This window comes from Streptomyces pallidus (ex Mingjun et al. 2026) (assembly GCF_051550185.1).
In the GTDB taxonomy this organism is placed as follows: domain Bacteria; phylum Actinomycetota; class Actinomycetes; order Streptomycetales; family Streptomycetaceae; genus Streptomyces.
This window is the reverse complement of sequence record NZ_CP196181.1, coordinates 4,205,001-4,207,500: the sequence shown is the minus strand read 5'-3', so window position 1 is coordinate 4,207,500 and position 2,500 is coordinate 4,205,001. Positions and strand designations below refer to the sequence as shown.

2 protein-coding genes and 2 rRNA genes (1 of these 4 running past the window's edge) are annotated in these 2,500 nt (G+C 63.3%); all 4 read right to left on the bottom strand.

Annotated features, from left to right (window positions below; all coding sequences use genetic code 11):
• Positions 1–444 precede the first annotated feature (444 nt).
• A complete protein-coding gene (locus ACSHWO_RS18555; protein ID WP_361102474.1) occupies positions 445–735 on the bottom strand; it encodes a hypothetical protein in 291 nt (96 codons plus the stop codon).
• On the bottom strand, positions 732–1,088 hold the full coding sequence (locus ACSHWO_RS18550) for a hypothetical protein (RefSeq protein ID WP_385850016.1): 357 nt from the start codon (positions 1,086–1,088) through the stop codon (positions 732–734). The genes ACSHWO_RS18555 and ACSHWO_RS18550 overlap by 4 nt, the downstream gene beginning before the upstream one ends.
• 116 nt (positions 1,089–1,204) lie before the next feature.
• Positions 1,205–1,321: ribosomal RNA gene (gene rrf, locus ACSHWO_RS18545) — 5S ribosomal RNA — on the bottom strand.
• 74 nt (positions 1,322–1,395) lie between these two features.
• A 23S ribosomal RNA gene (locus ACSHWO_RS18540) occupies positions 1,396–2,500 on the bottom strand (it continues 2,011 nt past the right edge of the window).

The window sequence follows — 2,500 nt, the reverse complement described above, 5'->3', positions numbered from 1 at the left end:
AATGACGTGGGCGCCGTTTCACGACGGCCTTGCCGTCTCCGCGGTAGCCACGGCCGGGGCGGTGGACGGCTCGGCCAGGAATGTAGAGCAGCGACTGACCATGGCTGGTCAGCAGGGCGCCCGCCGGCGTTCAGGTCGACGGCCCAGGTCACCGGGCTGTCCTCGGCCAGCGCAAGGCCGCCGCCTATCAGCTCCAGGAGCTCGGGCTCGTTGGTGGGAACCGGCGCGACAGCGCGCCGGCATCCGTCTCCGTCCGGGGCTCGGGCACCCGAGCCTCCCTCGTCGATCGGCTGACTGGTCCGTGCAGACGACCACGGCGACGCGTCCAGCGGACCACGGGCCTCGCGGATCAGCGGGCCCGTAGACCAGGGCGAGGTGTCCCCTTCCCAGACGGCGGACTGGTCGCGCGAGCCGCGGCGGCCACCCGGGCTCGGCCTCGGTCGGTCAGAGGTTGACGCGCTTGAGGTAGACGCGGCTGCGGTGCGGGATGGTCTGGTACCAGAGCATCAGGTGCTCGTCCTCGTACGTACGCAGCCGCATCGGGTTCGGGTCCTCGTACAGGCTGCCGTCCTTGGGGTCGATGCCCATGGACGCCAGGTCCACCAGACCGTCCATGACGGCGCCCACGAGTCCCTGCTGCGCCGACGGCATGTCCCCCAGGACCCACACCCGGCTGGGGTCGCACTCCCACGCCCACCCGTTGTCGCTCTCGACGCCTTCGCCCCGCGGGCTCACAGACCGATTTCCTGCTGCGCCTCGGCGAGGATGCGGCTGCTGGCCGCCATCGCGGCCTGGAACTCCTGCTCCGTGGAGGCCGGGTCGCCCGCGATGCGCTCTGCTTCACGGAGGGCCGCTGCACGCGCCGGCCAACGGTGGATCGCGACGTGGGTGGCCCACTTGATGAGGAAGAACCGCAGGGGGTTGATCGCTCCCGTTTCGGCCGCCCGGTCGAAGGCCTCGTTGCACTCCCGGTCGAGCACGACGAGGCTCGCCATGTCGATCCGCCGTACGGCGTCCCGCAACGCTTCCCGCGTCATGGCCGGCTGGGGGATGAGCGGACCGCCGTCTTCCACGTGCTGTGCTGTCATCGACTCCTCCGGGGAACGCCGCCAGGATACCGACCGGGCCCCTGGTCTGCCGGTAAACGCAGAAAAGCCCCGCACCGAGCCCTTGACGGGCTGGTGCGGGGCTTCCCGCAATGATTGTTCGGCGGCGTCCTACTCTCCCACAGGGTCCCCCCTGCAGTACCATCGGCGCTGAAAGGCTTAGCTTCCGGGTTCGGAATGTAACCGGGCGTTTCCCTAACGCTATGACCACCGAAACACTATGAAGTTGAACTCAAGCCGGCATGGCGAGTTCGTTGCTTCAGAACTAACACAGTGGACGCGAGCAACTGAGGACAAGCCCTCGGCCTATTAGTACCAGTCAGCTCCACCCGTTACCGGGCTTCCACATCTGGCCTATCAACCCAGTCGTCTACTGGGAGCCTTACCCTCTCAAGGAGGTGGGAATACTCATCTTGAAGCAGGCTTCCCGCTTAGATGCTTTCAGCGGTTATCCCTCCCGAACGTAGCCAACCAGCCATGCCCTTGGCAGGACAACTGGCACACCAGAGGTTCGTCCGTCCCGGTCCTCTCGTACTAGGGACAGCCCTTCTCAATATTCCTACGCGCACAGCGGATAGGGACCGAACTGTCTCACGACGTTCTAAACCCAGCTCGCGTACCGCTTTAATGGGCGAACAGCCCAACCCTTGGGACCGACTCCAGCCCCAGGATGCGACGAGCCGACATCGAGGTGCCAAACCATCCCGTCGATATGGACTCTTGGGGAAGATCAGCCTGTTATCCCCGGGGTACCTTTTATCCGTTGAGCGACGGCGCTTCCACAAGCCACCGCCGGATCACTAGTCCCGACTTTCGTCCCTGCTCGACCCGTCGGTCTCACAGTCAAGCTCCCTTGTGCACTTACACTCAACACCTGATTGCCAACCAGGCTGAGGGAACCTTTGGGCGCCTCCGTTACCCTTTGGGAGGCAACCGCCCCAGTTAAACTACCCATCAGACACTGTCCCTGATCCGGATCACGGACCGAGGTTAGACATCCAGCACGACCAGAGTGGTATTTCAACGGCGACTCCACAACCACTGGCGTGGCTGCTTCAAAGTCTCCCACCTATCCTACACAAGCCGAACCGAACACCAATATCAAACTGTAGTAAAGGTCCCGGGGTCTTTCCGTCCTGCTGCGCGAAACGAGCATCTTTACTCGTAGTGCAATTTCACCGGGCCTATGGTTGAGACAGTCGAGAAGTCGTTACGCCATTCGTGCAGGTCGGAACTTACCCGACAAGGAATTTCGCTACCTTAGGATGGTTATAGTTACCACCGCCGTTTACTGGCGCTTAAGTTCTCAGCTTCGCAACCCCGAAAGGTCACTAACCGGTCCCCTTAACGTTCCAGCACCGGGCAGGCGTCAGTCCGTATACATCGCCTTACGG